The following is a 22290-nucleotide window of genomic DNA, read 5'->3' as shown; positions in this document are numbered from 1 at the left end:
TTGAGGAGTCGACCATGCGCGTTGGCGTGCCGAAGGAGATCAAGGTCGAGGAATCGCATTGGCCTGACACCGGCATCGGCGCGAGAATATGTGGTACGCAGTCAACGTTGAGCGGGCGGATGTTCTGTTGCTGGCGCACGGCGACGCGCTGCCCCGGCGATGGCTTGACCGACTGGGTTGCGCCCAGGGTCTCTCCCAGCACCACCTTGCCGTTCACGGCCGCTCCGGCGAACGCACGAATCGACAAAGCGGTGGTCGCGGGCTTCGACTGGGGCGCCCGGACCGCCGACATCGTCGCGGCGATCTGGCCGGAGCGCGTGACGTGCGCGCGCAAGCGGGGGATGGGCAGGCGATCTTCGGACTTGACAAAGATTTCTATTGTCCCTGGTTTTTGACGCCTCTAGCATTCGTCGCACGAACGACGAAAAAAAATGCACCGGGAGGAAGATGATGCGCAGCATTCGTGCACTTCTGCTGGTTGCGTGCGTTCTCATGCCGCTGCCGTTCCTGGTGGCGACTTCGGGTCATGCGCAGGGCATTCCGCAAAACATCCCCAGGAAGGAACTGCTGATCCTGGAAAACCCGGAAGGGACCGTCAAGAACGCGGGGTGGTTCAACATCTGGGCCATCAATGCCGGGTCGCAGTCGAATGGATTGCAGCAGGTCGCCCTCGATACGCTTTGGTACATTGATCCGGAAAGCGGTCTCGACGGTGTCTGGGACAACTCGCTGGCCGCCGACAAGCCGCAATACAATGCCGATTTCACCGAGATGACGGCGAAGCTCCGCAGGGGCATCTTCTGGAGCGACGGTGTCGAGTTCACTGCCGATGACGTCGTCTCGACGGTGACGACCCAGATCAAGCATCCAGGGATGCGCTTTAGCGCGGTGTTGGCGAGCAACGTGGCGTCCGTCGATGCGCCGGATCCCCATACGGTGGTGTTCAAGCTCAAGAAGCCCAACTCACGCTTCCACGCCAACTTCACGGTGCGCTGGGGGGCGGTGTGGATCCTGCCCAAGCATGTTTTCGAGAAGGTGGAAGATCCGGCCAAGTTCGATTTCAACAGGCCGGTTTCGCTCGGCGCTTATGTGCTGAACAGTTACGATCCCGACGGCAAATGGTACATCTGGCAATTGCGCGACGACTGGCAGCGCACCACGCTCGGGCGGTACGGCAAGCCTGGGCCGAAATATCTCGCCTACATTGATCCCGGCCCACCGGACAAGCGGGTCATTGCGCAGCTCAACCACGAGCTCGATGTGATCCATGACATCGCGCCCGAGGGCATGTTTGCTCTCGCCAAGCAAAGCAAGGCGACGCGGGCATGGTTCAAGGGTTTCCCTTATGGTCATCCTGATCCGACGCTCCCAGCGGTGGCCTTCAACACCCAGAACGACCTGTTCAAGAACCCCGACGTGCGATGGGCGTTGGCGCTCTTGATCGACATCAAGGCGGTGTCGATGGCGGCCTATCGCGGCGCCGCCACCATATCGGCCATCGGCGTGCCGCCGACCGGCGCCCATCCGGCAATATATCATCAGCCGATGGAAGAATGGCTCAAGGGTTTTGAGATCGACACCGGCAAGCGCAAGATCAAGCCGTACGATCCCACGATCGGCAAGCAGATCGCCGAGATGCTGCGGCCTTCGATGGGCGAGCAGATCCCGTCCGACCCCGCGGAGATCGCCCGCGCCTTCGGCGGGGGCTGGTGGAAGGCCGATCCGCAGGCCGCGCAGGAGTTGCTGGAGAAGGCCGGCTTCACCAAGCGCGGCGGCGTCTGGACCACGCCGGATGGAAAACCCTTCACCGTCCGCGTCATGGTCGAGGGCGACCTGCGCCCGGTGATGACCCGCGCCGGCACCATGATCGTGCAGCTATGGAAGCAGGCCGGCATCGATGCCAGGATCGATGTGGCGCAGGGGACGCTGACGACGCGACGGGCGGCTGGCGATTTCGACACGTTCATCGGCTGGAGTGTCGAGACCTGGGGTGGACACCCGGACCTGTCCTACTTCCTCGACAGCTGGCATTCGCAGTTCGTCGCAGAGCCAGGCAAATCCCAGCCGCTGCGCAACTGGCAGCGCTGGTCGAATCCCGCGCTGGACAAGATCATCGAAAACATCCGGATGGTGGGCTTTGACGATCCGAAGTCGATCGAGCTTGGCAAGGACTACATCAAGCTCGCGGTGAAGGAGATGCCGACCATCCCGCTGATGGCGTACAACGTCTTCACCGCGATGGACCAGACCTATTGGACGGGATTTCCGACGTCGGAGAATCCCTACACCAATCCGGTGCCGAACTGGGGCAATTCGCGCTATATGCTCGTGAAGCTCAAGCCGACCGGCTAAGACGTGATGAGGAGGCGGCGATGGCATCTCTCGGGCAGCCGGTCGCGTCTGTCCGTATGCCCCGGTCCGGCATCCTGGGAGCGCCGATGAGCGGATATTTCGCGTATATTGGCCGGCGACTGGCGCAGTTCCTGCTCGTGATCTTCATCGGCATCAACCTCGCTTATGTCATAACCCACGCCACGCCGATCGATCCTGTCGAGCAGTCGATCTCGGCAGTCACCTCCTTTGGCAACACGGCTCCGGATGCGATTGAGCAGATGCGCACTTCGCTGCGGGAGCTCTACGGACTCGGCGGTTCGCCCGTCGAGCAATATCTGGCGTTCTGGAAACGGATCCTGCGCGCCGATTTCGGTCCCTCGATGTCGGCGTTTCCAACGCCCGTCTCGACGCTGATTGGCCGTGCGCTGCCCTGGACCGCCGGACTGCTCGCGTTCTCGACCACCGTCGCCTGGGGGCTCGGCAGCCTGCTCGGCGGACTTGCCGGCTACTACCAGAAAAATCGCGGGCTGAAGCTGATGGGCATGATCGCCATGGGGCTGCACCCGATCCCTTACTACATTCTGGCGCTGGTGCTGCTGATCGTGTTCGGCTTCCTCTGGCCGGTACTTCCGATCACCGGCGGTTCGGCGATGAACCTGCCGCAGACATTCACGTTCGATTTCGTCGGCAGCGTATTGCAGCACGCCATCCTGCCCGCGCTCTCGCTGATCCTGATCGGCGTGGGCAGCTGGTTCCTCGGGATGCGCGCGCTGGTGTCCAATGTCGTGACCGAGGATTATGTCGTCTATGCCGAACTGGCGGGCGTCAGACCCTGGCGCGTCCTGTCATCGTACGTGATGCGCAACGCGCTGCCGCCGCAGCTGACCGGGCTCGCCATTTCGCTCGGCGGAATCTTCAACGGCGCCGTGATCACCGAAAAGGTGTTCGGCTATCCTGGTGTCGGCTCGCTCCTGGTCGACGCCGTCTATGCGGGGGACTACGGGCTCGTGCTCGGCGTGACCACCGTCTCCATCCTCGGCGTCTCTGCCGGCGTACTCATCATCGATCTTCTGTATCCGTTGCTCGATCCCAGGGTGAAGGTCAGCTGATGGCAGCAATGCTGCGTGACTTGTTGCGTTACCACGCCGAATTCCGGATCGGCGCTGCGCTGGTCGCCATGGTGCTGCTGTTGTCGGCGCTCGCGAGCTTCTCGCCCTATCCGCCGCAGGATGTCTATGTGGTGCCGCCGGATCTGCCGCCGTCGCTGACCTACTGGTTCGGCACCACGTCGCGCGGCCAGGACGTGTTCTGGCAGCTGACCTTTGCCATTCGCAATACCCTGCTGTTCGGATGCACGGTAGCATTGATCAGCCGTCTGCTGGCGCTCGCGGTCGGGCTGCTCAGCGGCTACAAGGGGGGCTGGATCGATCGGGTGCTGATGTCGGTAAACGACACCTTCATCGTCATCCCTTTGCTGCCGATCCTCGTGCTGTTCTATTTCGTGATGCGCGACCGCATGTCCTGGCTGCTGCTGGCGCTGATCATGGCCTGCCTCGGCTGGGCCTATGACGCGCGACTGATCCGCTCGGTGGCAATGAGCCTGAAGGCCCGCGAATTCACCCAGAGCAGCCTGTTCTCCGGCATGAGCACGCGCGAGATCCTGGTTCAGGAGCACTTGCCCTATGTGATGCCGATCGTCTTCTCGACGACCATGAACAATATGGTATGGTCGATCGGGCTGGAGGTAACGCTGGCGGTGCTCGGCTTCACCGACATCAACACGCCGACGATCGGCGGCATGATCTATTGGGCCAACCAGCACACTGCGATGGTGGCGGGGGTGTGGTGGTGGATCGCCTTTCCGACCATCGCCGTGATCATGACCTTCATTGGGCTGTTCCTGCTGGCGGTGTCGATGAACGACTATATCGATCCGCGCAGCCGTCTCCGCAACTTCGCAGGGGCGTCGTGATGCTGGCCGAGATGACGCAGGGCTACCCGCCCGACGACGCGCAGCCGATCCTGTCGGTGCGCGACCTGCAGGCGCATTTCCGGACCGATCGTTTCGGCGTCAAGCGCGACGTCAAGGCGGTCGACGGCATCAGCTTCGCGGTCCGCCGCGCCGAGATCTACGGGCTCGCCGGCGAATCCAGCTCCGGCAAGACCACGCTGATCAAGACGATCGCAGGTGCGGTCAGGCCGCCGTTGGAGGTGGTCGGCGGCCGCGTGGATTTCGCTTTCCTGCCCGGCTACGGCGGATTGCACCGCGCGCCAGCGGCGGAGGTGGCGCGGATCCGCTGGCGGCATTTGTCCTATGTCATGCAAGGCTCGATGAACGTACTGAACCCGGTGCGTCGGCTCCGATCGGCCTTCGTCGACTTCGCGTATCCGCATTTCGGCGGCAGCCGCAGCCAATTCGAGCAGGAGGTGGTCGCCCATCTGGCGCGCCTCAAGCTTGACCCGACGGTGCTGGCGGCCTACCCGCATCAGCTGTCCGGCGGCATGCGTCAACGCGCCACCATTGCGCTCGCTACCATCTGCCGCCCCGATGTCATCCTCGCCGACGAACCCACGACCGCGCTCGACGTCGTGGTGCAAAAGGAGGTGCTCGGCATGATCCGCGGTATCAGGCGCGAGATCGGCTCGTCGGTCCTGTTGGTCACCCATGATTTGGGCGTCCACGCGCAGGTGACCGACCGCCTCGGCATCATGTATGCCGGCCGCCTGATCGAGGAGGCCGCAACAGCAGAGATCTTCCGCAATCCGCTGCACCCTTACACCAGGCATCTCATTTCCAGCCTGCCTCGCATCGGCGATGACGTTTCCCGCGAGGGGCTTGAAGGCGCGCCGCCAAATCTCGCCGATCCCCCTCCAGGATGCCGATTCCATCCGCGCTGCCCACTGGCGATGGAGGTTTGCAAGCGCCAGGTCCCCGCCACGCTGGAGACCGCGCCCGCGCATCGCGTCGCGTGCTTTGCCGTCAACCGGAGCGAGGAGGCATGAGCGACCTGCTGCTCGATGTTTGCAAGGTCAGCAAGACCTTCAATCGGGGAGGACTGCTGTCGGGCGAGCGGATTGCGGCGGTCAAGGACGTGAGCTTCCAGCTCGACGCAAGGCGGCCCGAGATCTTTGCCATCATCGGTGAATCCGGCAGCGGCAAGACCACGCTCTCGCAGATGATCCTGAATATCGAGACACCAACCAGCGGCAAATTGCTGTTCGATGGCGTCGACATTGCGACGATCCGCACCAGCGCCCGTCGCTTGGCCTTCATGCACAAGGTGCAGCCGATCTTCCAGAATCCGTTCGAATCCTTCAACCCGCTGAAGCGGCTCGAGCGCTATTTGTTCATGACGCAACGCCGCTTCATGGCTGCCGACCGGAGGGTCACGCCCGAGACGGCCGTTGACGAGGCGCTGCACAAGGTCGGACTGTCGCTGAAGGAAGTGAGCCGTCGATACCCGCACGAGCTTTCCGGCGGACAGCTTCAGCGGGTCGCGATCGCCCGTGCGTTGCTGGCCAATCCGAAGCTGATCGTGGCCGACGAGCCGGTGTCCATGATCGATGCATCCTTGCGCATATCCATCGTCAACCTGTTCAAGGCGTTGCGTGACGAGCTTGGCATCTCCATCATCTACGTCACCCACGATCTGGCAACCGCCTATTATATCAGCGACCGCATCATGATCATGCAGAAGGGCAGCGTCGTCGAAAGCGGCGATGCGAGAGCGGTGTTGAACGCGCCGCAGCATCCCTATTCGCGTCAGTTGCGCGAAGCCGCGCTATTGCCCGACGTCGCGGCGGACCTCTCTGTCAGTATGACCCATCTCACCGGCCCCATGGCATCCGAGAGGCGAACATGAGAAGAGCAAACGTTCTGATGGACCGCGATTTTGCCATCGGCCACACGGACCCGCGTCTGTTCGGCGCCTTCGTCGAGCACCTCGGACGCTGTGTCTATGGCGGCATCTACGAACCCGGTCATCCAACCGCGGACAAGAACGGCTTTCGCGGCGATGTGCTGGCGCTGGTCAAGGAACTCGGCCCGACCATCATCCGATATCCCGGCGGCAATTTCGTTTCCGGATATAATTGGGAGGACGGCGTCGGCCCTGTCGACAAGCGCCCGGTGCGCCTCGACCTCGCGTGGTGCAGCACCGAACCCAACAGCTTCGGCACCAATGAATTCATGGACTGGTGCAAGGCCGCCGAGGTCGAGCCGATGATGGCGGTCAACCTCGGCACCAGGGGCGGGGACGCTGCGCGCAACCTGGTTGAATACTGCAATCATCCGGGCGGATCGGCATGGTCGGATCTGCGCCGCGCCCATGGCTGGGAGAAGCCACACAATGTCAGGTTCTGGTGCCTGGGCAACGAAATGGACGGCCCCTGGCAGATGGAACACAAGAGCGCCGACGCCTATGGCGCGGTGGCGCGCGAAGCCGCCAAGATGATGCGGTGGGTGGATCCGACCATCGAGCTTGCGGCTTGCGGCTCGTCCGGGCGAAACATGCCGTCATTCGGCCAGTGGGAAGACACCGTGATCGAGCACACCTTCGATCATGTCGAGTATATTTCGCTCCATACCTATCTCAACAATTACAGGCAGGACACAGCATCTTTCCTTGCCAGCCCCGACCTGATGGACCGCTTCATCGACGAGGTTGCCGCCCTGGCCGACGCGGTGGCGGCGAAGCGGCGCTCCAACAAGCGCATGATGCTGAGCTTCGATGAATGGAATGTCTGGTATCGAACCCGCCGCAACCGGGCCGATCGGGTCAAAGAGGGGTGGCCGGTGGCGCCGCCGATCCTGGAGGAAATCTACACCATGGAGGACGCGCTCGCCTTCGGCGGCGCCTGCATATCGCTGCTCAATCACGCCGATCGGGTGAGAACGGCCTGTCTTGCGCAGCTCGTGAACGTGATCGCGCCGATCATGACCGAGACCGGCGGCACGGCGTGGCGCCAGACCATCTTCTTTCCGTTCGCGCATATGTGCCGCTTAGGCCGTGGCAGGGTTCTGCGTACTCAGGTCGAGTCGGATGCCTACGATTCGTCCTATTACGATCCCCGCGGTGTCCACGAATTCACCTTTCCGGTGCCGAACGTGGCATATCTCAAGATCGCGGCCGTTGCGGGGGAGGCCGGCAGTCTCTCGCTCTTCATGCTCAACCGCGACCTGACACAGGAGATGGAGGTGAGCCTCGAGGCGCGGAGTTTTGGCCGGCTCGCCGTAAGCGAGGCGCTTGAAGTGCGCCACGATGATCTCCAGGTAACAAATACCAGGGACGCGCCGGCGCGGGTGACGCCCGCGCCGTTGCGAGGCGTCACCTTCGATGGGACGCGGATGCGAGCGACGTTGAAGCCGGCGTCATGGAATGTGGTCCATCTGTCGGCGAACTGAAAGCAGATCACGGTCGGTCGATCAGGACGGCTTGTGGTTTCGGGCGGTGTGCTTGCGCATCCCGCGCCTGGTCAGAGTCCGCCGCCCGGATCCACCGGCAACATGAACTGAAAGACGGCGCCGCGGGGCTCGTTGGCGCTCACCCACAAGCGTCCGTTGTGGGCCTCGATAATTGAACGACAGATCGCCAGGCCCATGCCCATGCCGTGAGGCTTGGTCGTGTAGTATGGATCGAAAACATGCTCGAGCATCTGTGGATCGAGGCCGGGCCCGGAATCAGCAACCCGGACGAGCACGGAATCCGATCCGGCCGGGGCGGTGGTAATGAGCAAGTCTCGCGCCCCATCGGGGATGGTGGCCATGGCCTGGATCGCGTTGACAATAAGGTTGAGCAAAACCTGTTGTAGCTGTACACGATCGCCCTCGATGAGCCGCATACCGTCCGCAAGTTGCGTCTTCACCGAAATCCCATTTTTGAGTGCCTCGTTACCGGTCAGAACGATCACCTCATCGACCGCCTCGTTGAGATCAAAATGCTCCTTGCGCGGCGGCTCCTTCCTGAAGAGCGCACGAAGTCGGCCAATCACTTCGGCGCTGCGGTGCGCGTCCCTGACGATTGCCTCTATTGATGTTCGCACTTCTTCCAGATCAGGTGGCTTCCGGCGGAGCCAGTTCAGGGCCGCGCCGGCGCTGATAGCGACAGCGCTGATAGGCTGGCTGACCTCATGGGCGATCGAAGAGGTGAGCTGACCCATGGTTGCGACCCGGTTCGCGTGCGCCAGATCAAGCTGCATTTCCTGATAGCGCCGCTCGCTCTCGCGCGCTTCGGCTTCCGCCTGCTTGCGTTCTGTCAGATCGAGCACGAAGGAGATGCTTTGATCAGGGGATCCCGCCACCGAGACTGAGCCGACCAGCACAGGAATCCGGCTGCCGTCTTTTCTGAAGTACTGCTTCTCGCGGGGCGCGACCTCTCCCGACAGGCGAAGCCGATCAATCCGCTGGACGTCGTGAATTTCGTATTCCGCCGGCGTCATCTCCTTCCAGCTGACCGCTCCGGACACGAGCTCCTGCCTGGAGTAACCGGTCATGCTCAGGAAGGCGTCGTTGGCGTAGCTGATGTTGCCGTTCGCGTCCCAGAACAGGATTCCGATGATGTTGGAATCGACGAGCCGTCGGATGCGGGCCTCACGTTCCTGCAGATCGAGGTAGAGCAGGGTGTTCTCAACCGAAATCGCGGCCTGGGCGGCCAACATCTCCAGCACCGCGACCCGGTCCGGCGTGAAAGCGTGCGTGGCCAGGCTATTCTCGAAATAGAGCAACCCGGTCAGCTTGGCCTGCTTCATCAATGGCACGCAGAGAATCGATCTGGGATGCCGGCGATTCACATAGTCAGCGTCGCAGAGCGGATCGGGCCGCGATGCGTCATCGAGGATGAGGGTCTTTTGCGTGCGAATGACATAGCGCAGCAACGCCTCCGGACAATCGGGACCGGAGACGGGCGCCTGGCGCACTGCGACCGCGAACTCGTCGCCGCTCGACTGGCCCTCCGCCTCGATCCGGAAGTCGTTGTGGCGTGACAGGATCAGCAGGCCGCGATCCGCGCCGGCGTTTTGCAGCGCGATCTTCATCAATGTCTCGATGAGCCTCGGCAGCTCGATCTCGCTCGATACGGCCTGCGACGCCTTGACCACTGTGGTGACGTCCAGTTGCTGGACCGAGCCGCCCGCCGTCCCGACAGCGCCACCGTCTTCCGCCACGTGTAGCCGCGGGTAAAGGCGCTCGAGCTGCCTCACCTTGGCATCGGCGCCCCAACGAAGATATCCATAGCGAGCGTCGCGCAGATAAGCAGTGGCAATCTTCTCGAACCCGCGCGCGGCATAGAAACGCCCGGCCAGCTCGTTGGCGATCGCCTCGTTATGGACAAAGCCGTTCGCATGCGCGGCGCCGATGGCCCGATCGTAGCAACGCATCGCATCGAGCTCGCGGCCTGCGATGCGCGCAATCTCCGCCTCGACGAGCGCGGCGCGGTCGGCAAAGTCCTCCGGGCAGATGTCGGCCCATTGCTGAAGCTGTCGGTGGTGGGCTGCCAGGGCCTCGAGACGCAGGGCGCGCTCCGCGGACGATGCCGCATCGCCGATCGCGGACTGCGCCAGCGCGGCATAAAAATGCAGCTCCACGCGCTCGAACAGCGTCTTCGACGTCCAGAGCAGGCCGTCCGCCTTCGTCGCCGCTGCGATAGCGGCCGGATCTTCGGCAAGAACGCGCGCCTGCAGCTTGCGGACCCAGTACCAGTAGGCGGCGTGCACCAGCTGCGGGTCCGCCTCCAGACGGCGCTCGAACTGCTCCTCGTTGAAGTCGGCGTCGTCGAAGCTGCCGAACTTGGGCGTCAGGCCGCGCAGCGTGCGGATCAGCTGAAGCTGCCCGGTGATCCTGTCGACTGCCAGGTCGACCCGTGCCCGGTGCGCGAAGTCGATGCCGGCTTCCGCCTCCCGCTGCACCTCGGCGAGTGGATCGCCGCACGCGAGAAGGTGCGTCACGAAGTGGTGGCGGGTAAAGCTCGCATAGTTGAAGTCGCCGGCTTGCTGCGCCGCGTCGAAGGCCCGCCGCAACAGCGGCCGGCCCGTCCGGATATGGCGCGTCCAGCTGCCAAAGCCCAGATAGACGCGCGCCTTGAAGCGATCCAATCCGTGTCTTTCCACCAGGTCGAGGCCGAGCTGGGCGAAGCGATACCCAGCCTCGTAGTCGCCAAAGTCAGGCCCCAGCACGGTGGCGAGGACGATGTAGGCGAGGCACGACGCATCGGAGTTGCCGAACTCCAGGCTCAGATTCGTCATTCGCGCAACGATGAGGCGGCGCAGGTTCTCGTCGATGAACCAGGCGGGCGACACCAGCACGGTGAGGACGTCCATGGTGCCGCATGCGATCGGATCGGTCATCCGCGGCAGGTTCACCAGCGCCTCGACCGGGCGCTCGCCGATGTGTCGCCACATCCGCTCATATTCCTGCCCGACCTCCTCCGATGTCGGTTGCTCCGGCCACGCGATGCCGACACGGCGCAGATAGGCGAGGCCGATTTTGACGTCGCGGTCGTTTGGCTCCATCTGCAGTCGGGTGACGGCGGCCAGATCGGGAAGGGTGACGGCACGGCCCGCCAGTTCGGCAAGGCGCGCTTTCGCGGCTGCGTTCTGGCCGGTCAGGAATTCGCACTCCGCACGTTGCGACGCCAACGCGAAGCTGAGCGCGTAATGCCGCTCCCAACGATCCTCAGCCAGCATCGCCTCGCCGGCGCTGAAGTGGGCGAGCGCCATGGCAAAGGCCGTTGCCACCTTGGCGCGCCGGCCGGCCAACAGGTTCAGATCGGCCAGCTTCTCCCGCTCTTTCGCCGCGGTGATCAAGGCGGCGCCGCGGTTGAGATGGCTTACGATTTCGAAGACGTTTTCCTCGATTACCTCCGGTGCCGCCCGCGCCGCGAGCAGTCGGCCGATCCGCAGATGGGCTGCCGGCCGTTCGTCTTCGGGGATCAGCGCGTAGGCCGCCTCCTGGAAGCGGTCGTGGACAAAGCGATAGGCACCTGCCTGGGGCTCTACCAATTCCTGACGAGCGGACGGCCACAGGGCTGCGTGGACCTGCTCCTCCGGAATTCCCAGGACGATCGACAGCATCGCGGTGTCGGCGATGTTTCCGAAACAGGCCATCTGCTGCAGGGCGGTCTGCGTCGCGGCCGGCAGCCGGGCAAGCTTCCCGAGCATGAGGTCCACGACGTTATCGGTGTATCGCTTGGCATGAATGCGATCGAGATCCCATGACCAGCATTCCGCCTCGTGGTCGAAGACGAGTAGTCCTTCTTCGGCGAGCGAAAACATGAACTGAATGGCGAAGAAAGGATTGCCGCCGGTCTTCTCGAGCACCATCTGCGTGAACGGCGCCGCCCGCTCCGGCTCGCAGCGAAGCGCGTCAGCAAGCAACTGCCCGAGATGCGCCCGATCGAGCGGCGCCAGCGTGATCTCCGTGACGATTCCGCCCGCGGTCTTAATGACGTCGAGCATGCGCGAAAGGGGACGGGCGGCATCGACCTCGTTGTCCCGATAGGCGCCGATTAGCATCAGGTGCTTCAGGTCCGACCGTGTCAACAAATCCTCCAGCAAGTCGAGCGTCGCCGCATCGAGCCATTGGAGATCGTCGAGAAACAGCACCAGTGGATGTTCGGGGCGGGCGAATACGCCGATGAACCGCTTCAACACCTCTTGAAAACGGCCTTGCGCCTGCTGCGATGGAAGCTCCGGAACCGGCAGTTGTTTGCGGATGATGAGCTCGAGCTCGGGGATGAGATCGACGATCAGCTGTCCATTTGGCCCCAACGCCTCCAGAAAGTCGCGGTGCCACCCGCTCAGCTCCGCATCGCTCTTGCCAAGCAGCGGTCGAACGAGGCTCTGGAACGCCTGCGCGAGCGTCGCATACGGGACGTCGCGTTTGTGCTGGTCGAATTTGCCCGAGGCGAAGAGCCCGCCCACCTGTACCTGCACCTTGTGCAGCTCATTGACGACTGAAGATTTGCCGATGCCGGAATATCCCGAGACCAACACCAATTCCGGCATGCCGCTGCTGACGATGTGGCGGAAGGAGGCGAGCAAGGTCTCGACCTCGCGCGCCCTCCCGTACAGCTTCTCGGGGATCAGCAGCCGGTCGGGTGCGTCGTGCTGGCCAAGCGGGAACTCGTCGATGCGGCGCTGAGACTCCCATTCGGCAAGACAGCGCCGCAAGTCCCTCTCGGCGCCGGCCGCGGTCTGGTAACGCTCCTCGGCCATCTTGGCGAGCAGCTTCATGATGATCCGCGAAACCGCGGCCGGGACATTTCCCAGCCGGTCGCCTGGCGGTGCCGGCTTTCTGGCGATGTGGCAGTGCACCCACTCCATCGGATCGGTCGCGGTGAAGGGAAGCGAGCCGGTGAGCATCTGGTACAGCGTGACGCCGAGCGAATACAGGTCGCTGCGCGAGTCGGTCGAGCGGTTCATGCGCCCGGTCTGCTCGGGCGCCATATAGGCGAGCGTGCCGGCGATCGATTCGGGGGGCGCCGGAGACTGTCGTTCACGCGGCCGGCGCGACGCAAAGCCGAAGCCGGTGAGCCGCACGCTTGTTTTGGTGCGATTTACTAGGATGTTGGCCGGTTTGACGTCCTTGTGCACGAGACCGCACTGATGGACTTTGCCCAACGCTCCAGCGATTTGAATGGCGAGGCGCAGAAAGTCTCCCATCTCCATGGGCGCGTCCATCAGTCGGGTGAGCGGGTCACCTCCAAAATCTTCAAGCACGAGAATGGTCCGGGTGCGATCCTGCAGAAGCTCCAGCGGCTTCGCTGCCCAGGCGCCGTCCAACTCTTCCATCAACTCGAATTCGTGTGCGAGGCGATCAAGGTTCTGCGGACTTGGATGCTCCGCTGCCGGGAGCACGACCAGCACGATCTTGCGCTGGCCGTCGATGCTCTCACGGCAGGCGCGGCACAACAGAAATCCTTCCTCGTCACACAGGATCTGCGGGCCGCCACGGGCCCAGCCTGCGCCCAAAAACGATGAAAGGTTCATCTCGGTAAACCATGCGCGGCCGAACTCCCGTCCCGAGCCGAAGCAGTCTCGCCGGGTTGCTCCGCATTACCCTCCTGAAGTCGCCCTTTGCGGCAATGCGCCGTTAGCAGATCTCTCTATTCGGACGTGCTTGTATGAGACACGGGACGAGCGCGCGACGCGTGACACGACGGGCCTGACCTCACGCCTTTATTCCGGCGCCTTATTCAATTGGCTATCCCGGGCGCGTTCAAAACGTATCACCTACCTCAATTTCGTCAACTTGCCACGTCGCGAGCCAAATCGGCGCATCAAATGCGGATTGCCCTGGATCTGTTCCTGTATGGCTTCACGCCGATCGCAAAGAGAACTGCCCATCGCAGGCAACCTTAAGATTGGTATAACGCTGGAGCTGCCGCCAATCTTTGTGGCCGGTGACCAGTGCCACCTTTCCGATTGGAAGTCCTGCCTCGAACAGACGGCTCGTTCCCTCGTGACGCAGATCGTGGAAGTGCAGGTCTTCGATTGAGCGCGGGAATCTTCACATTGCCAAGCGTAGCCTTGAGCGACGCCATCACAGCAGCTTTTGACCGGCGAGGGGGCTTCCCAACCTCGTGCATGTCTTCGTCGTGCAGGTCGATCAGATCGCCAAACGTGCGAACCTTCCGCACCGCGCGTGGCTTGGATGATCCGTTGCGGTCGATGTTGCGCTCCATTTCGAGCGCCCATTCTTCTCCGTCCTTGCGCCGTCGAAACGTCTCGGCCACATAACTGGTCTTGCGGCGCACCTGGGACGCGCCAGTTTCCGGATACCAATTGTGTGAAGGTCGCCACGCGTGTGCACTCCGACTTTCATGTGCACCATGTGTACACCGGGAGGTCAAAGCGGGTACAAACGTGTGCAATTTCGTCTAGTTTGGCGTGCACACGTTCGCTGTTCATCCCATTGAAGAGTAAGATAAACTGTTGAAATATCAAGACTATCTATTTTCAGTGGCGCCCATGATGGACTGGACCGACCGGCATTGCCGAGTGTTCCACCGTCTGATGAGCCGGCGCGCGCGGCTCTATACGGAGATGTTGACGACTGGCGCCATCATTCATGGTGACCGTGGGCGGCTGCTTGGCTTCGATCCGAGCGAGCATCCGGTGGCGCTGCAACTCGGTGGCTCCGATCCGGACGATCTCGCCACTGCTGCGAAGATCGGCGAGGACTTTGGCTACGACGAAATCAATCTCAATGTCGGCTGTCCGTCCGACCGGGTGAAGGATGGCCGCTTCGGCGCGTGCCTGATGGCGGAGCCGGCGCTGGTCGCCGACGGCGTTGCGGCCATGAAGCGAGCGGTCAAAATTCCCGTCACCGTCAAATGCCGGATCGGCATCGACGACCAGGATCCGGAAATTGCGCTCGACGTGCTGGCGCGCAGCGTGGTCGTAGCCGGCGCAGATGCGCTGGTCGTGCATGCCCGAAAAGCCTGGCTCAACGGATTGTCGCCGAAGGAAAATCGTGACATCCCGCCGCTCGATTACGACAGGGTCTACCGGCTCAAGGCCGCGCTGCCGGATGTACCCGTTATCATCAACGGCGGCATCGGCAGCATTGCGGAGGCGAAGCGCCATCTCGACCATGTCGATGGCGTGATGCTGGGGCGGGCGGCCTACCAGGAGCCGTGGCGATTGCTTGAGGTCGATCCGGAATTGTTCGGCGAGGCGGCGCCATGCGCCAGCATGAAGGACGTCTTCGAAGCGATGTTTCCCTACATCGAGGACCAGCTGGCGCAGGGCGCGCGGTTGCATTCGATGACGCGGCATTTTGTCGGCGCGTTCCATGGCGTGCCCGGCGCGCGCGCCTTCCGCCGCCATCTTGCGGAGAAGGGCGTCAAGCCCGGTGCCGGTGTCAACGTGCTGCGCGATGCGATCGCGCTGGTCGAGGATCGCGCGGCGGCGCTGGTTGCGGCGTAAGTCGCTACGCGGCGCGCTCTCCGGCGCGGCGCGCTTCCGAACACGCTTTCAGTCCGAAATCGTAGTTTAGATGATAATAAGGCTGCGTCATCGCGCGGCCATCGACGGCCGTTCCGGCCGGCATGCCTGCGAATTCGCGTATCAGGCTATCCTTGACGCCGAACACGACATCCGAGTCCAAATATGGATCGCCCGCCGCGAACACATGTGTCACCAGCGTCTGGTGTCCGGGCGCTGATATCATGAAGTGGACATGGGCCGGGCGCCAGGGGTGGCGGCTCTGCGCCTCGAGCATTTTGCCGACCGGCCCGTCGTGGGGGATTGGATAGGCCGCCGGCTTGATTGACCAGAACCAGAACCGGCCGTTTTCATCGGTGCGAAACCGCGCGCGCATCGCCAGCTCGCCAACCTCGTCGAGCTGCTGAACATCGTAATAGCCGTCATCGTTCGAGTGCCAGACGTCCACCACGGCGCCGGCAAGCGGTCTTCCGCCAGCCGCCGATACCGTGCCGGTGACCAATAGCGGCGCGCCTTCCATGCTGCCGGAGATATCCGCGCCCAGCGGATGCTCAGGCGCGCGCTGCACGTAAAACGGTCCGAGCACGGTCGTCTCGGTCGCGCCCTCTGGTGTCCGGTGGTTGATGGCATCGACCAGCATGGAGACGCCGAGCGCATCGGACAGCAAGATGAATTCCTGCCGCTTGTCGTCGCACATCTGCCCGGTGCGGGTCAGGAAATCGATGCCGGCCTCCCATTCCGCCTGCGTCGGTTCGATCTCCCTGACGAACGCATGCAAATGACGCACGAGGGCCTCGCTGACTTGCCGGACGCGATCGTCCTTTGCGGCCCTGACACGCTGCAAGACCGCATCGGTGATCGTGGCTTCGTCAAAGTTGCGCATGTCAATGTTCTCTTTAAGGGATCGCAGGGCTGGTTTGCGGAGCGTCGCCGCGCCAGGCCCGCGCGATCAATTCGCGGATTGCCTCTCGCTCGATCGTGCGCGGATTCCAGTACGGGTTCTTCACGGCGAGGTCGGCGGCTTGGTCGATGCCGCTCTCGGGCATGCCGATCTCGCGCAGCGATGCCGGCGCAGCAAGCTTTCGCGCCAGATCGTGCAGGCCGCACGCGGCGTCGGGCGCACCAAGCGCTGTTGCGATCCGCGTCATCGCTTCCGGCGCGGCAGGCGCATTGTAGGCGATGGCATGCGGGAGGATGACAGTGTGGGTCTCCGCATGCGGCAGATTGAACGACCCGCCCAGCGTATGGCAGAGCTTGTGATGCAGCGCCATGCCGACGGCACCTAAGCAGATGCCGGAAAGCCAGGCGCCATAGAGCGCGTCGGTGCGCGCGGTCTTGTCGTTTGGCTGGGCGCAAATTATTGGCAGCGCTTGCGCCAGCGTGCGGATACCCTCCTGCGCCATCAGCGATATCACGGGGTTGCGATCCCGCGCGTAAAGCGCCTCGACCGCGTGGGCGATGGCGTTGATGCCCGATGTCGCGGACAACCCCGGAGGCATCGTCATCGTGAGGTCGACGTCGTAGATCACGATCTCGGGAAGAATTTTCGGGCTCGACTGCGTGGTCTTGATCCCGCCGCTGGTCTGGCCGACGACCGGCGTCATCTCCGAGCCGGCGTAGCTGGTCGGCAGCACGATTTGCGGCAGGTCGGTGCGCAACGCGATCGCCTTGCCGAGGCCGGTGGTCGAACCGCCGCCAATCGCCACGAGACAATCGGCCCGCACCTCGCGCACGGTTTCCATGGCCCGTTCGGTGACCTCAACGGGCGTATGCATGACGGCGCCGGTGAAAACGCCGGCGAAGCGGTCACCGATCATTTCACGGATGCCGGCGACCAGATCATTCTGTCGCGGCGTCGCCAGCACCAGTGCGCTGGCGACGCCGAGGCGGGACAATTCGTCGGGCAATTGACGCAGCGTGCCGGCGCCGAACACCACCCGCATCGGCGCGCTCTGGTAGATGAAGTCTTGCATGGTTGCTCCTTGCGGACGAAATGGCCGGCTCCAGGATCAGGCCGCCCTGGAGCCGGACTTCCGGCTCAAGAGGCGGGCTGTGCAACCTTGCGCAAGCCGGTGGTCTCTTCAAGGCTATCAGCGGGGGCGCTAGCCGGCCGCCGGGCCAGCAGGATGATCCCCCCGGCGGCGATTGCCGAGATACCGATCGACAGGAACATCGGCGTCGGGCTCTGGTAGATCTGCTGCAGCGCGCCGGCGACGAACGGGCCGAGAATGGCGCCGACCCGCGCGACCCCGAGTTCCATTCCAACCGCGGTGGCGCGCACGCCGGTCTCGTAGGAAGCCGCGGTAAAGTTATTCAGCACGAACTGCGCGCCGATGATGAAGAAGCCGGCGGCCGCAACCGACGTGATGTTGACGATGTGGTCATTCATTACCACGAGGGAGAGCACGGCGAGGCCGCCGATCGCCCACCAGGTTGCGATTAGCCCGCGGCTGCTGCCGGACTTGTCGACCAGATGCCCAAGCGCGAGCGCGCCGACGAACGACATGATCTGCATTAGCGCGCCAAAGCCGAAGCTGGCGGCAAAGGTTTCTCCGCGCTGCATCATCACGGTCGGAATCCACCCCGACAGGCCGAAGATGCAGAAGAGGCTGAGGAACGCGGACGCCCAGATCGCGAACGTGATCCGGCGATATTTGGGCTGGAGCAGCACCGCCACCGAATTGACCGGCTTTTCGGACTGTTCGACCGCAATTTCGGCGGACTTGTAGACGGCGGCGCGCTCGGGCCGAAGCTTGCTGAGCATGTCGCGGATTTCGTCGGTGCGGCCTTGAAGGGCAAGGAACTTCGGTGATTCCGGCAACATGAAGTGCATGAAGGGCAGCAGCAGGAACGACAGCGAGCCGATCCAGTACAGCGACGTCCAGCCGAACACCGGCGTCGCGAACACGCCGGCGACACCGGCGAGCGTTCCGCCGAGCGCCCAGCCGAGGGCAACGCCCCACAAAGCAAACGTGTTCGCCACGCGCCGCGGAGCCAACTCGTTGATGTAGGTGGTCGCAAGCGGCAGCAGCACGCCAAGGCCGATGCCGGTCAGAATTCGCAGAATGCAGAACGACAGGAACGAGTCCGCCGATGTTGCGGTGAGTAGCGTAAAGATGCTGGTGATCCACAGACCGCCGAGCAGGGTGCCGCGGCGGCCGAGACGGTCGGCGATGATGCCGTGGATCGCAGCGCCGATCAGGAATCCGACCAGCCCGCTGGAGATCAGTAGTCCAGCCTGACCGGGCTGAAGACCCCAGGGCTTTGCGACATAGTGGATGACGTAAGCCGGATTGAACGTATCGTATCCGTCAAACAGCGTGAGCAGTCCCATCATGGCGCCGAGGCGCCAGTGAAACTTTCCCACCTTTGCTTCGGCGAGCTCTTCGTGAAGATCGATTACCTGCTTGCTCATGGTCGTTCCCCAAGATGATGTTCGTGCGTTGTGAGACCGCTTATTCCGCGGCTTGATGGATGCCGTGCCCGGCGACAGTGGTTTCGCCGAGGTCGAGCTTGAACAAATCGATGGCGTTGCGCCGTCCGATCTTCACGCGATCGTTCTCGCTGATGCTGGCGCTGTTGAACCAGTCGGAGGCGTGATCGACATTTTCGAACGGCCAGTCAACCGAGAACAGAATGCGGTCCGCTCCGATTTCAAGGATGGAATCGATCAGCGTTTGCGTGCGGAAATTGCCTGACGTGGTCAGGAAGAAATTGGCGTTGAAGTAGTCGCAGATCTTCTTCTTCGCCTTGTGCTTCGGGGGCGCCTTGACCCAGCCGTTGCGATGATCGACGCGCCACATGCTGTAGGGCAGGCCTTCGCCCATGTGGCCGAGGATGATCTTGAGTTTCGGATAGGCATCGAACAGGCCCGATCCCATCAGGCGCAACGCATGAACGGCGGTCTCCTGTCCGAACGCCCAGGTCGGGCCCATCAGCCACGGATGTCCTTCATAGATCGCGCAATCCTCCGGCAGCGGATTGCGCGGATGCAGATAGAAGGGCAGGCCGGTCTGCTCGACCGCCGCCCAGAACGGCCAGTATTGCGGCAGGTCGTAATAGAGTGGCTTCCTGCCATCGATCTGTGAGAAGCCGTTGACCAGCGCGCCACGGAAACCGAGCGTCTTGATGCAGCGCTCGAGCTCCTTGATCGCAAGATCCGGATCCTGCATCGGCAGTGCGGCGAAGGCCTGAAAGCGCGAAGGCCGTTTCGCAACCTGCTCGGCGAGAAAATCATTGGCCCGGATCGCAATCTCGTTGGCGCGCGTGACGTCGGGAATCGCCTGAACGGCCGGCGCGTTCAGCGACAGGATCATCATCTCGACGCCGTGCCGGTCCATCTGCGCCAGCCGCTTGTCCTGGATATCCAGGAGGCGATCCTTCAGCTCCGGCCAGTAGGAATCCGGGACGAAGCCCGCCGAGTCCATCAGCGTGTCCGGGATGGCGAAATGTTCCCTCTAGTGCGATCTTGCCCTGCATGTCGTCCTCGCTGATGTCTGATGTTGATTAGTATTGGCCGTTAGTACTGGCCTTGCGGGGTCAGCCCGAGCGCGAGCTGGCCGTACATGGTGCCGACGGCGTCCCAGTTCATGCTGATGTGGCGGCCGACGGCATTGGCGTCGCGCCAGGCGCGCTGCACCGGGTTGGAAAGATCGAGGCCGAGCCCGCCGGTCGAGGCGTTCAGCGCTTCGGTGGCGCGAATGGCCAGTGCTACCGAAAACGCCTGGCCGCGGCGGCTGACGATGCGATCCTCGAGCGAGACCGGCCCGCCGCCGCGGATCGTCGCCGCACGATCCCTGAGATCGCGCAGCAGCACCTCGCGCGCGGCATCGACGGAAGCGCTCGCTTCCGCAACGCGTAGCTGGATGGTCGGGAAATCCGCCATGCGATTGTTGTGGCCGGCCACGGCGCCGCGGGTGATCCGTCGCGATGTCACGGCAAGATAGTCCTCCAGCGCGCCGGCCGCCGCGCCAACCGCAGCCGAGGCCAGGCAGGAAGGGATGTTCGACAGCATCGGGATCGAGAAGGTGGGGTTGGCGGCATAGAGCGCGGCGCCCGGCGTCTTTCCGGATGTGGTGTCGGCGAACGACAGCAGGCGGTGCGCGGGCACGAACACGTCCGACAGCACCAGCGTCTTGCTGCCGGTGCCGCTGAGGCCGACGACGTTCCAGGTGTCGTCGATGACGTAGTCGGAAGCGGGGACCAGCAGGAAGGCCGGCGCAAACTGGCCGCTCTCGGTCTTCGACGGCAGCAGTGCCGCGCACAACGACCACTGCGCGTTATCGCAGCCACTGGCAAACGACCAGCGCCCGGTGAGGCGATAGCCGCCGTCGGCCTCGATCGCCTTGGCGGCCGGGGCGTAGGAGCCGCAGGCCACCGCGTCGGGATTGCCAGCCCAGACGTCGCACTGCGCCGCTTCGGAGAATCCCGCGATCAGCCATTGATGGGCCGCGAGCAGGCCGCCGACCCATGCCGTCGAGGCGCAGCTCTTGGCGAGCTCGATATTCAATTCGACCAGCACGTCGAAATCGTGCTCGTAGCCGCCGAACATCGCCGGCTTGACGATGTCGAAATAGCCGATGTTGCGCAGTGCCGTGATGTTCTCTTCCGGAACGCGCCCGGCCTTTTCCGTGGTGTGGGCGCGCGCCTTGATCTGTGGCGCGATCTGCGCCACGCGGCTCCGCAACTCGGCAATATCAGGGCGAAGCGACTTCTGTGCCGGCACGTCCTTCAACTGGGCGACTGATACCATTGGTTTGCTCCGTATCTTCGATGGGTTGAAAGGCGGTCGGGTGGCTGGCGCGGTTCACGCCGCCCGGCTGCAGTTCATGCAGCCTGGCTGTCGTGCGGCACCGAGAAACAGTAGGTCGCATCCTGGTAGATCAGCGGCTCGATCGGATCGCGCACGTTCACGGTCTCGGCTTCGCCGATGAAGATCGTGTGGGTGCCGTAGGGCACGGCCGCCGCCTTCTTGCAGAAGATGTTGATCTGCGCGTCGGCGAGATAGGTGACGCCCTCGGCCGAAGTCTTCCAGTCGCCGAGCCCGAACCGCTCCTCGGCCGGCAGTGCGCCGCTGAAGGCAGACGACAGGGGGACTTGATCGCGGCGCAGCACGTTGACGCAGAACCGGCGCGCCAGGAGCATGATGTCATGCAGCAGCGTTGCCTGATTGATGCAAACGATCAGGGAGGGGGGATCAAGCGACAGCGAGGTCACGGCGGTCGCCGTCATCCCGTGCCGGCGATCCTGGTCGGCCGAGGTGATGACCGACACCGCCGCGGGAAATCGCCGCAACGCGCGCTTGAACGTTTCACGCAATTCGTCGGATGCCGAATCCAGCGACATGGTTTCCTCCACGGAAGTCCGCTCTTGTTCGGCGGTTAACTTCCGCAAACAATAATTGCATTTGCAAATATCGGTCAAGAGAAATTTTCAAATGCAACAATTGCCTTGAAAAACGATTCATGTCCGGCTATTGGAAGGTTGCAAAAGTTGCACCAAGGCAGGACGCAAGACTTTGTACAGACTTACAAATTCCTTTCCATACCTGCTCAATCGCGTCGGCGTGCAGATGGGTGAGCTGTTTTCCAGGCGCATTGCCGGCTACGGCGTGACCCTGCCGATGTATCGCGTGATGGCCGCGCTTTGGGAAACCGGCGATCAGCGGCTCGGCGATCTCGCGGTCATGACGACGATCGAGATATCGACGTTGTCGCGGCTGGTCGGGGAGATGAAACGGCGTGGTCTCGTCACGCGCGCGCGGCTGAAGGACAACGGCCGCACCGTTGCGATCAACCTCACGCCGAAGGGGCGGACACTGGTTGAAGAGCTGATCCCGATCGCCATCCGCTTCGAGGAAGTGGCGGTGCGCGATTTCCCCTCGAAGAACATTTCGGACCTGAAGACAATTCTGGCGGAGATCTACGAGAGCCTGAAGTCGCTCGAACCCGAGATCGAGGAAGCGAACAAGGCGAGCAAGGCAGCAAGAAGCAGAACCTGACTTTTTCGCATTAG

15 protein-coding genes and 2 pseudogenes are annotated in these 22290 nt (G+C 63.0%); 9 read left to right on the top strand and 8 right to left on the bottom strand.

Annotated elements, in window-relative coordinates; all coding sequences use genetic code 11:
- The first annotated feature begins 14 nt into the window (after positions 1-14).
- The 7 genes from ACVWVY_RS33640 (at position 15) to arfA (ending at position 7738) form a co-directional block, all read left to right on the top strand.
- Positions 15-395: an alpha/beta fold hydrolase gene (locus ACVWVY_RS33640; RefSeq protein WP_456632503.1), complete on the top strand. Its 381-nt coding sequence runs from the start codon at positions 15-17 to the stop codon at positions 393-395.
- Positions 396-492: 97 nt separating this feature from the next.
- Positions 493-2352 (top strand): ABC transporter substrate-binding protein, encoded by a 1860-nt coding sequence (locus tag ACVWVY_RS33635; protein ID WP_456632376.1) that lies wholly within the window; start codon positions 493-495, stop codon positions 2350-2352.
- Positions 2353-2438: 86 nt separating this feature from the next.
- Complete coding sequence (locus ACVWVY_RS33630) at positions 2439-3443, top strand: ABC transporter permease (protein WP_456630408.1); 1005 nt, start codon at positions 2439-2441, stop codon at positions 3441-3443.
- Complete coding sequence (locus ACVWVY_RS33625; RefSeq protein ID WP_456630407.1) at positions 3443-4306, top strand: ABC transporter permease; 864 nt, start codon at positions 3443-3445, stop codon at positions 4304-4306. Before ACVWVY_RS33630 ends, ACVWVY_RS33625 begins: the two co-directional genes overlap by 1 nt.
- Positions 4306-5337, top strand: coding sequence for an ABC transporter ATP-binding protein (locus ACVWVY_RS33620; RefSeq protein ID WP_456630406.1), 1032 nt, complete (start codon positions 4306-4308; stop codon positions 5335-5337). Before ACVWVY_RS33625 ends, ACVWVY_RS33620 begins: the two co-directional genes overlap by 1 nt.
- A complete protein-coding gene (locus ACVWVY_RS33615; RefSeq protein WP_456630405.1) occupies positions 5334-6197 on the top strand; it encodes an ABC transporter ATP-binding protein in 864 nt (287 codons plus the stop codon). Before ACVWVY_RS33620 ends, ACVWVY_RS33615 begins: the two co-directional genes overlap by 4 nt.
- On the top strand, positions 6194-7738 hold the full coding sequence (gene arfA / locus ACVWVY_RS33610; protein WP_456630404.1) for an arabinosylfuranosidase ArfA: 1545 nt from the start codon (positions 6194-6196) through the stop codon (positions 7736-7738). The genes ACVWVY_RS33615 and arfA overlap by 4 nt, the downstream gene beginning before the upstream one ends.
- A gap of 71 nt (positions 7739-7809) precedes the next feature.
- Here arfA and ACVWVY_RS33605 read toward each other — a convergent pair whose 3' ends face one another.
- Together ACVWVY_RS33605 and ACVWVY_RS33600 are read right to left on the bottom strand one after the other, a co-directional pair.
- Positions 7810-13317 carry a trifunctional serine/threonine-protein kinase/ATP-binding protein/sensor histidine kinase gene (locus tag ACVWVY_RS33605; RefSeq protein ID WP_456630403.1) on the bottom strand — a complete coding sequence of 1836 codons (5508 nt, stop codon included), beginning with the start codon at positions 13315-13317 and terminating at the stop codon, positions 7810-7812.
- A gap of 328 nt (positions 13318-13645) precedes the next feature.
- Positions 13646-13822: pseudogene (locus ACVWVY_RS33600) on the bottom strand (tyrosine-type recombinase/integrase); the annotation flags it as partial.
- A 440-nt stretch (positions 13823-14262) separates the two neighbouring features.
- Here ACVWVY_RS33600 and dusA point away from each other — a divergent pair.
- Positions 14263-15258 carry a tRNA dihydrouridine(20/20a) synthase DusA gene (gene dusA / locus ACVWVY_RS33595; RefSeq protein ID WP_456630402.1) on the top strand — a complete coding sequence of 332 codons (996 nt, stop codon included), beginning with the start codon at positions 14263-14265 and terminating at the stop codon, positions 15256-15258.
- Positions 15259-15262: 4 nt separating this feature from the next.
- Here dusA and ACVWVY_RS33590 read toward each other — a convergent pair whose 3' ends face one another.
- The 6 genes and pseudogenes from ACVWVY_RS33590 to ACVWVY_RS33565 all read right to left on the bottom strand — a co-directional run bounded on the left by ACVWVY_RS33590 (position 15263) and on the right by ACVWVY_RS33565 (position 21621).
- Positions 15263-16159, bottom strand: a complete 897-nt coding sequence (locus ACVWVY_RS33590; RefSeq protein ID WP_456630401.1) for an intradiol ring-cleavage dioxygenase — start codon at positions 16157-16159, stop codon at positions 15263-15265.
- A 13-nt stretch (positions 16160-16172) separates the two neighbouring features.
- A complete protein-coding gene (locus ACVWVY_RS33585; protein WP_456630400.1) occupies positions 16173-17249 on the bottom strand; it encodes a maleylacetate reductase in 1077 nt (358 codons plus the stop codon).
- 65 nt (positions 17250-17314) lie between these two features.
- Positions 17315-18691 (bottom strand): MFS transporter, encoded by a 1377-nt coding sequence (locus ACVWVY_RS33580; RefSeq protein WP_456630399.1) that lies wholly within the window; start codon positions 18689-18691, stop codon positions 17315-17317.
- Between the two features lie 40 nt (positions 18692-18731).
- Positions 18732-19755 (bottom strand): annotated as a pseudogene (locus ACVWVY_RS33575) (amidohydrolase family protein).
- A gap of 40 nt (positions 19756-19795) precedes the next feature.
- On the bottom strand, positions 19796-21028 hold the full coding sequence (locus ACVWVY_RS33570) for an acyl-CoA dehydrogenase family protein (RefSeq protein ID WP_456630398.1): 1233 nt from the start codon (positions 21026-21028) through the stop codon (positions 19796-19798).
- A 74-nt stretch (positions 21029-21102) separates the two neighbouring features.
- Positions 21103-21621, bottom strand: coding sequence for a flavin reductase family protein (locus ACVWVY_RS33565; protein WP_334508698.1), 519 nt, complete (start codon positions 21619-21621; stop codon positions 21103-21105).
- 172 nt (positions 21622-21793) lie between these two features.
- Here ACVWVY_RS33565 and ACVWVY_RS33560 point away from each other — a divergent pair, with 172 nt between their 5' ends.
- A complete protein-coding gene (locus ACVWVY_RS33560) occupies positions 21794-22276 on the top strand; it encodes a MarR family winged helix-turn-helix transcriptional regulator (protein WP_456630397.1) in 483 nt (160 codons plus the stop codon).
- Positions 22277-22290: the final 14 nt, after the last annotated feature.

The organism is Bradyrhizobium sp. URHC0002 (genome assembly GCF_054059515.1).
This window is presented reverse-complemented; position numbering and strand designations above follow the sequence as displayed.

Coding starts and splice junctions, on each gene's coding strand:
- ACVWVY_RS33640 (WP_456632503.1), top strand. CDS start 15: ATGCGCGTTGGCGTGCCGAAGGAGATCAAGGTCGAGGAATCGCATTGG.
- ACVWVY_RS33580 (WP_456630399.1), bottom strand. CDS start 18,691: ATGAGCAAGCAGGTAATCGATCTTCACGAAGAGCTCGCCGAAGCAAAG.
- ACVWVY_RS33635 (WP_456632376.1), top strand. CDS start 493: ATGCCGCTGCCGTTCCTGGTGGCGACTTCGGGTCATGCGCAGGGCATT.
- ACVWVY_RS33590 (WP_456630401.1), bottom strand. CDS start 16,159: ATGCGCAACTTTGACGAAGCCACGATCACCGATGCGGTCTTGCAGCGT.
- ACVWVY_RS33630 (WP_456630408.1), top strand. CDS start 2,439: ATGAGCGGATATTTCGCGTATATTGGCCGGCGACTGGCGCAGTTCCTG.
- ACVWVY_RS33620 (WP_456630406.1), top strand. CDS start 4,306: ATGCTGGCCGAGATGACGCAGGGCTACCCGCCCGACGACGCGCAGCCG.
- ACVWVY_RS33625 (WP_456630407.1), top strand. CDS start 3,443: ATGGCAGCAATGCTGCGTGACTTGTTGCGTTACCACGCCGAATTCCGG.
- ACVWVY_RS33605 (WP_456630403.1), bottom strand. CDS start 13,317: ATGAACCTTTCATCGTTTTTGGGCGCAGGCTGGGCCCGTGGCGGCCCG.
- ACVWVY_RS33585 (WP_456630400.1), bottom strand. CDS start 17,249: ATGCAAGACTTCATCTACCAGAGCGCGCCGATGCGGGTGGTGTTCGGC.
- arfA (WP_456630404.1), top strand. CDS start 6,194: ATGAGAAGAGCAAACGTTCTGATGGACCGCGATTTTGCCATCGGCCAC.
- ACVWVY_RS33565 (WP_334508698.1), bottom strand. CDS start 21,621: ATGTCGCTGGATTCGGCATCCGACGAATTGCGTGAAACGTTCAAGCGC.
- ACVWVY_RS33615 (WP_456630405.1), top strand. CDS start 5,334: ATGAGCGACCTGCTGCTCGATGTTTGCAAGGTCAGCAAGACCTTCAAT.
- ACVWVY_RS33570 (WP_456630398.1), bottom strand. CDS start 21,028: ATGGTATCAGTCGCCCAGTTGAAGGACGTGCCGGCACAGAAGTCGCTT.